Genomic DNA, 7701 nt, shown 5'->3' with positions numbered 1-7701 from the left:
AGGCCAGGCCGTTGGCGGGCGCATCGCCGCTTTACCGGTGGATGGTCGATCTGGCCCGCGCCTATCCGGCGGATATGGGCGTCTTGTCACCGGCGCTGTTAAACCTGGTCCGCCTCGAACCCGGTCAGGCCATGTATCTGCAAGCGGGTCAGCTCCACGCCTACCTGGATGGGGTGGGAATTGAACTGATGGCCAATTCGGACAATGTGCTCCGGGGCGGATTGACACCCAAGCATGTTGACGTGCCGGAACTGCTCAGCGTTGTCCGGTTTGAGGAAACATCGATCCAGGTTCTCGAGCCGATACCCCTGGGACCGGCTGAATCGGGCTATGATTGCCCGGCCGAGGAATTTTCACTCACCGTCATCCGGCCCGCGCACGGTCAGCCATACGTTTCGCCTTCGGTCAGAAGTGTGGAGATGCTCTTGTGCACCGCCGGAGAAGGACGAATCGAAGACGGTGGTCAAGGGGTGCGTCTGACCATGAAAAAGGGAGACAGCTTCATGATCCCTGCCGGCCTTCAATCCTATGTCATTGGCGGCAACGTCATCGTTTACAAGGCTGCCGTTCCGCTGTTGGATCAATAATTATCCACATTCCGTGCGAATTCTTCGAAGCCTTTTTTTCGAAGGAAGGTCGAGATCAGGGCGGCCAGCGCATCGGCCGTGTCCACCCGAAAGCGACCGTTTTCATCCGGCTCGGCCATTTTTTTGGAATTGGCCACCACTGCCTGAAGAGATGCCGCGGACAGTTCAATGTTCACGTGAACCCTTACCAACGGGCTGCTTTCCGACATGCTTAATCCTCGCTTGTCACCGGTTGCCCCGGTCCTGGCCGTTCAATGGTTAAAATGCGGGCAATGGACAGCGCTCCCAGATCAGAATAGGGCTGACCGGCTTCGGCTGCCTGTGGAAGGTCCGAGAGCCGGGTGAAAAAATTGCGTAAAAACCGGCCCTGGCGATCGACGCCCACCACCACCTGATCGATGAGTTTTCTGGGCAACTGGGCAACCGCATTTCTGGTGATCCAGATTTCCCCTTTGCCGGCAACGGCGGACAGGTGGGAGGATTGATCAAAGGTTCCGCCGGGGAGCGCGGATTCCATGCAGCCGGTGGGCGCTGCGTCCGTCAGTTCATCCGTGCCGTGGCTGATGCCCATATTCATGCGGATTTGATCTGCCCAGCCCTCTTTCGCCTTGAGCTTTTCTTCCACCACACGCATCTGTCGGTTCATCCGGGTTGCGCAGCAGATGGCGCTGAAAATGGGGTTTCTTCCGGCGTTTTTGGTAAACAGGTAGTTGATTTGTGTCCCCCCGCAGCCCGCCCGTTTATCGCCAAACGAGCTGACGACGCTATCGCTTTCATCCCAGATTCGATGCATCAATTTGAAAAAAACCGCGGGAAGCATGGCCTCTGCGATGCGGTGAGCATCGTTGAGTCGTGCGGACAATATGCAGATGGCTTCTTTTTCATCCCCGGGTTCGATATCGGTGACGGTAGACTCAGTTTGCCCTATTGCGGTCGTCGACGTGTGCCACGGATCCTGCCGGATCATAAAGAGCGTCCCCTCCTTGAACTCCATGCCGAATATTCGCAGGGGGGATTGGCTGACCTGGTTTTTTTGTCCGATGATGCAGCTGTCGACCAGAAACGGGTGGATGGATGGGGCGGGGGCGGTGTAATAATTGGTGTTGGGGAGATGTTTCCTGGAGATGAAGCCGGTTTCGCGATCGAAGGTCTCTTTGGCCGTGGAGCGACGCAGCAGGATATAGACGAATGAAAACAGCGCCTGCCAGTCATCGATTGAATCTTTGATGGCCGGCCTGAGCAGCAGGTTGAAGATGTTTTGTTCACCTGAGGAAGGCCACTCCTGGGCCAGGGCTAAGGAAAAGGCGTCCGTGCCGTTGGGATTCAACCACGCGACGGTCAGTTTCGGGTTCACGAAAAACGACGGCGCCTCAATTTGGTCCGGTGAAAGGGACAACGGACCAAAGGTCCCTTGAGCGGTTAGGGACGATCTATCTGTAGCACCGCTTTTGCCGGCGGATTCGACGGGCGCGGCGGCGTCCGGCGGCATCGGATCTCGCGCAGGTTTTCCAGAGGTGTTGAACTGTTCTGCGATCGGATCCATGGGATGACCGGTCGGTCCATCGTGTTCTGACATGCGGGTTCGTTCCTGTATGGTATTTCCGGTGTGTGGGGCCGTATCCGGTCTTTTGGGCCATGAGAAATAAGACCAGGGAGCAACGGGACAATTTATCCGGGAAACGGATCGAATCGTCAAGGGAAAAAGTTCCCGGTACGCCGCCCATTCTCCCAGCGAAATCAGCATCGCATTGACAATCAAGAGGTTATCTCATAAACACGGGACAGCCAATTGGAAACCGTTCGGTTGAACGTTAACCCCCGGGCCTGGATGATGAACGAATACCAGCAGGAACAACTCGACGCGCTGACAATGGTCAGGCATGGATTATTGCGCCTCGATGACGCCAACCGCAGGCAACTTATCCAGACGATTGACGACTACATCCAATTCAGAGAGGCGGTGGATAATTTTTTAGACCGTCACTTCAGCGAGGTCTGCACTCACGCCTGTTACCTGAGCCACGCCAGCGCCTGCTGTTCCAAAGATGGCATCATCACTTTTTTTGCCGATACGGTGGTCAACGCGCTGCAGGCCACAACGGCGGAGCTGGATCGGTTGGAGGCGGTGTTGAATCGGGTCAACCGGGGGCATCGGTGCGTCTATCTGGGCAGCCATGGCTGCATGTGGACGGTTCGGCCGGTGGTGTGCGCCATGTTTCTCTGCGACCGGGCCATGCGTGCCGTTTTCAGCAGCGACCCGGCGGTGAAAAAGCAATGGGAGTCGCTTCGCCGGCAGGAGAAACGGTTCAAGTGGCCGGACCGGCCGGTGCTGTTCGACTATCTGGAACGGGTGTTTCTCGATCTGGGCTGCCGGTCCACGCTCATGCACCTGAACCTGAGCCCGGGCCTGCTGAGAATCAAAAGAAATGCCGGGCTCATATAAAACCAGGCGACTCGATCAATATCGGCCGCCTGAACCGCGATAGCCAGCGCACTCCTCGCCGCTTACGGCGGGGTTAGCGAGCGAACTGAAAATCGATTTTCTTCCTTACGGTGAGCCCACCCTGCAGCCGGCCGCGGGGTGGGCTCAAATGATTGAATCGGCCACCGTCGGTTAGTCGGTTGCCTCTGCCATCATTTTGCGAATCACGCATGGAAGAATACCACCGTTTTCAAAATACTCCACGTCCACCTCGGTGTCCAACCTGGAGGTGACCGTAAAATTGACTTCCCTGCCATCTGCCTTGACAGCCTTGACGGCCAGCTGCTTTCGGGGCGTCATGCCGTCGATTCCCGAGATGGTGAAGGTCTCCGACCCATCCAGCCCCAGACTCTCGGCGCTTTCGCCGTCGGCGAACACCAGGGGCAGCGCCCCCATGCCCACCAGGTTGTTGCGGTGGATGCGTTCGTAGGACTGGGCGATGACCGCTTTGATACCCAGCAGGTTGGTGCCCTTGGCGGCCCAATCCCTGGATGAACCGGTGCCGTACTCCTTACCGCCAAGGACAATCAGCGGGGTATTCTCGGCCTGATAGGCCATGGCCGCGTCGTAGTTGAACATTTCCGTCTTCTCGGGAAATTTCAGCGTAAAGCTGCCCTGTTTGGGATCCACCAGCCGGTTTTTGATGCGGATGTTGCCGAAGGTTCCACGCATCATCACCTCATGGTTGCCCCGGCGGGAACCGTAAGAATTGAACTGGTCTGCAGCGACCCCGTTTTCGATCAGGTACCGGCCTGCCGGGTAATCTTCGGGTATGGCGCCGGCCGGTGAGATGTGGTCGGTGGTGACCGTGTCCCCCAGCAGCAGAAAGCAGCGGGCGTCGGTGATATCCCTCGGTTGCTGCGGTGTCAGAGAGAATCCCTCGAAGTAAGGCGGGTTTTTAATGTAAGTGGAGGCGTCGTTCCAGGCAAAGGTGGTGCTTCGGGCCATCTTCAGGGCTTCCCAGAAACGATCACCGTCGAAGATGCGTGCGTACTCCTTTTCGTAAAACGATTTTTTAACGTGGGTTTTGGTCAGTTCGTCGATCTGATCGTTTGAGGGCCACAGGTCTTCCAGATAAACCGGTTCGCCGTTGGGATCGATGCCCACGGGCTCCAAGGTCAGATCGATATCCACCCGGCCGGCCAGTGCGAAAATGACGACGAGCATCGGTGATGCCAGGAAGTTGGATTTGATCTTCTGGTGAATGCGGGCTTCGAAATTGCGGTTGCCGGAAAGCACGGCCGCCACGTTCAGGTCGTTTTTCGAGATGATCTGTTCGATTTCAGGATGCAGCGGACCGCTGTTGCCGATGCAGGTGGTGCAGCCGAAAGCGGCCAGATGAAAGCCCAGGGCGTCGAAGTAAGGCACCAGGCCGGCGGCCTCCAGATAATTCATGACCACTTTGGACCCCGGCGCCAGGGAGGTTTTGACAAAGGGCGGCACCTTGAGGCCTTTGGCAACGGCGTTCTTGGCGATGAGACCGGCACCCATGAGCACGTGGGGGTTGGACGTGTTGGTACACGAGGTGATGGCGGCAATCACGACGTTGCCGTCGCCGATTTTCAGCGGCCGGCCGTTGAGCTCCATGTCGAACTGGCGCTGGGTCACCGGGTGGCAGCGCTTGGCCCGCACGGTCTTGCAGCCGGATTCGTCGTGAAATTCGGAAATGCGCTTGACTTCGGCATCCCGGTCGTAATCGCAGCCGAGAATATCGGCAAAGGTCTTTTTGAGATCGGGCAGGGAGATGCGGTCCTGGGGGCGGGCCGGGCCGGCCACCGATGGCTGGACCGTCGCCAGATCAAGCGTTACCACCTGGGTGAACGCCGGATCCGTTTCACCGGTGTAGAACATGCCGGTCGCCTTGGTATAGGCCTCGACGATCCGTGCGCGGTCGCCTCTGCCGGTCAACGCGAGATAGTCGAGGGTCTTCTCGTCGACCGGGAAAAAACCCAGGGTGGCCCCGTATTCCGGGGTCATGTTGGCGATGGTGGCCCGATCGGTCACCGACAGGCTTTTCATGCCCGGACCGAAATACTCCACGAATTTTTCGACCACATTGACCTTGCGCAGCATCTCGGTGATGGTGAGAACCAGGTCCGTGGCGGTGACGCCCGCTTTCAATGTTCCGGTGAGCCGGACACCGATCACTTCAGGGATTGACATGTAGTAGGGCTGGCCCAGCATGACCGCCTCGGCTTCAATGCCGCCCACGCCCCATCCCATCACGCCGATGCCGTTGATCATGGGGGTGTGGGAGTCGGTGCCCACCAGCGTGTCAGGATAGGCGATCGCATCGCCACCTTCGTCTTGGGTGATAACCACCCGGCCGAGGTTTTCCAGGTTCACCTGGTGGCAGATGCCGGAGTTGGGGGGTACCACCTTGAAATTGGAAAAGCTCTTCTGGGCCCATTTGAGCAGTTCGTATCGTTCGCTGTTGCGGCTGTATTCCAAAGCCACGTTTTTCTCCAGGGCATCGTCGGTGCCGAAGCAGTCCACCTGGATGGAGTGATCCACCACCAGTTCCGTGGGGACTAAGGGGTTGACCCGCGCTGGGTCCTTGCCCAAGGCTTTCACCGCATCGCGCATCGCGGCCAGGTCCACCACCGCCGGCACGCCGGTGAAGTCCTGCATGAGGACGCGCGCCGGGTGATAGGGGATCTCCACCGGCGCGTCATAGGTTTTTTGCCAGCGGACGATATTGGCCAGGTCCGCTTCCGTGACCACCCGTCCGTCGAGTTTTCGCAGCAGGTTTTCCACCAGGATCTTGATGGAAAAGGGCAGCTTCTCAACGGATGCACCGGTGTCGGCGGCAAACTGATTGAAATCAAAGTAAGTGATGGTTTTTCCATCGACGTGGAGCGTCTTCGAATAATCTGTGTTTTTCATGGCAAGGTCCTTTTCGGGGTTGAATGGATCTTTTTAAATGATCGAGTGACCAATGAAAAGAATGGTCCGGAACTTCTTTTGGAAACGCTTGATTATTGATCAGATCCATCTAAAGTAAAGAAAATCGCTTTACAGGGCAAGTAAAAAACGGCAGAAAAGGCGACCGGGGTTCAACGGTTCTGGGTTAAACGATTCATCGGTCCGGACGAACCGCGAACCCCAACCGAGGTGGCTATGGAAGATGATCGGGGACTCGACTTAGAACGGCGATGATCCGTAAAAGGCCCAAGCAGTGCCACTCCCGCAGTTGCGCGAGTCTATTATTGAATGGAACTGATGGATCCTTGCCGCGGGGATGAAAACAAAAAAGATGTTCGACTTTTTTTTGAAACCATCGACGGTGAACCCGGAACGCTGAACCTATGAACGATAAAGGGTTTTCTCATGACCGTTAAGAAAAAACAGATCATCGAATGCGACGTCACCGATGTGGCCTTTGGCGGAAAGGGGCTGGCCAAGATCGACGGCTTTGCCATATTCATCGATCAGACCGTTACGGGTGACCGGGTGGCCGCCCGCATCATCAGAAAAAAGCGTAACTACGCCGAAGCCGTGGTACAGGCGATGCTGACACCATCGCCGTTGCGTGTGGATCCGCCTTGCCCTTACAGTGGGTACTGCGGCGGCTGCAAGTGGCAGTTCATCGACTACATGCACCAGCTGGCGTTGAAGCGCCGCCACGTCGCCGAATCGTTGGCGCACATCGCACTGATCGACGGAACGCCCGTACACCCGACGCTGCCGTCCGAAATGATTTTCGGATACCGCAACAAAATGGAGTTTTCCTGCTCGGACCGGCGCTGGCTGATGCCCCATGAGATGGGTCGCGATGCGGACATCAGTTTCGCCCTGGGACTGCATGTGCCCGGCACCTTTCATAAGGTGTTGGATACCCGGGCATGCCTGCTGCAGCCGGATGCGGGAAACCGCATACTGGATGCCGTGCGCACCTTCATGCGTGCATCGGACCGGCCGGTTTACGGGCTTCGCAGCCATGAAGGCTTCTGGCGGTTTCTCATGCTGCGGCACTCGGCGGCCCACGACCAGTGGATGGTCAACGTCGTTACGGCCAGCGAGGATCGCGACGCGGTCATGCCGCTGGCCGATATGATCATTGAGCGGTTTCCCGAAGTGGTCTCCGTGGTCAACAACATTACGGCCCGGCGTTCCGGCGTGGCCATCGGGGAGCGGGAAATCCACCTGGCCGGCAAACCGGTGTTGACCGACCGGATCGGGGAATTCGCGTTCGACATTTCAGCCAACTCCTTTTTCCAGACCAACACCCGCGGTGCGCAAAAACTATATGAAACCGTTGGTCGATACGCTGCTTTGGAGGGGCACGAGCGTGTGCTGGATCTATACTGCGGCACCGGAACCATCGCCATCTGCCTGGCCAGACAGGCCGGCGAAGTGATCGGCCTGGAACTGGTGGAGAGCGCCGTGGGGGACGCCCGCAAGAATTGTCGCCTGAATGGCATCGACAACTGCCGATTTATCCCTGGGGACATCAAAGATACCCTGGAATCCATCGATGCGGCTCCCGATCTGCTGGTGATCGATCCCCCGCGTGCCGGCATGCACAAGGATGTGGTCAAACAGGTGCTCAGACTGGGGTCGGAGAAAATTGTCTATGTGTCCTGCAACCCGGCCACCTTGGCAAGGGACATTCTGGCACTCAAGGATGTT

Annotated in this window: 5 protein-coding genes and 1 pseudogene; 3 read left to right on the top strand and 3 right to left on the bottom strand. The window is 57.6% G+C overall.

Annotated elements, in window-relative coordinates:
* Positions 1-587, top strand: a pseudogene (locus ABYV26_RS16405) (hypothetical protein); the annotation flags it as partial.
* Here the strand turns inward: ABYV26_RS16405 and ABYV26_RS16400 are convergent.
* Positions 581-796 (bottom strand): hypothetical protein, encoded by a 216-nt coding sequence (locus ABYV26_RS16400; RefSeq protein ID WP_372682434.1) that lies wholly within the window; start codon positions 794-796, stop codon positions 581-583. The pseudogene ABYV26_RS16405 and the gene ABYV26_RS16400 sit on opposite strands and share 7 nt — an antisense overlap.
* A gap of 2 nt (positions 797-798) precedes the next feature.
* Entirely contained in the window at positions 799-2163 is a 1365-nt protein-coding gene (locus ABYV26_RS16395) for a hypothetical protein (protein WP_372682433.1), read from the bottom strand.
* Between the two features lie 228 nt (positions 2164-2391).
* Here ABYV26_RS16395 and ABYV26_RS16390 point away from each other — a divergent pair, with 228 nt between their 5' ends.
* Complete coding sequence (locus tag ABYV26_RS16390; RefSeq protein ID WP_372682432.1) at positions 2392-3030, top strand: hypothetical protein; 639 nt, start codon at positions 2392-2394, stop codon at positions 3028-3030.
* 171 nt (positions 3031-3201) lie between these two features.
* On the opposite strand, the gene acnA is transcribed toward ABYV26_RS16390, so the two are convergent.
* Entirely contained in the window at positions 3202-5955 is a 2754-nt protein-coding gene (gene acnA, locus ABYV26_RS16385) for an aconitate hydratase AcnA (protein ID WP_372682431.1), read from the bottom strand.
* Positions 5956-6399: 444 nt separating this feature from the next.
* Between acnA and rlmD the strand changes: the two genes are divergently transcribed.
* The coding region (gene rlmD / locus ABYV26_RS16380) for a 23S rRNA (uracil(1939)-C(5))-methyltransferase RlmD (RefSeq protein ID WP_372682430.1) at positions 6400-7701 on the top strand (1302 nt) is incomplete at its 3' end.

This window comes from Desulfosarcina sp., from assembly GCF_041551955.1.
Classification (GTDB): Bacteria; Desulfobacterota; Desulfobacteria; order Desulfobacterales; family Desulfosarcinaceae; genus Desulfosarcina.
Note: the sequence above shows the minus strand (reverse complement) of the source record. Positions and strands in the feature narration are given on the sequence as shown.

Bases quoted from the DNA above. Each gene is read 5' to 3' on its own strand.
- ABYV26_RS16395 (WP_372682433.1), bottom strand. From the start codon at position 2,163: ATGTCAGAACACGATGGACCGACCGGTCATCCCATGGATCCGATCGCA.
- ABYV26_RS16400 (WP_372682434.1), bottom strand. From the start codon at position 796: ATGTCGGAAAGCAGCCCGTTGGTAAGGGTTCACGTGAACATTGAACTG.
- acnA (WP_372682431.1), bottom strand. From the start codon at position 5,955: ATGAAAAACACAGATTATTCGAAGACGCTCCACGTCGATGGAAAAACC.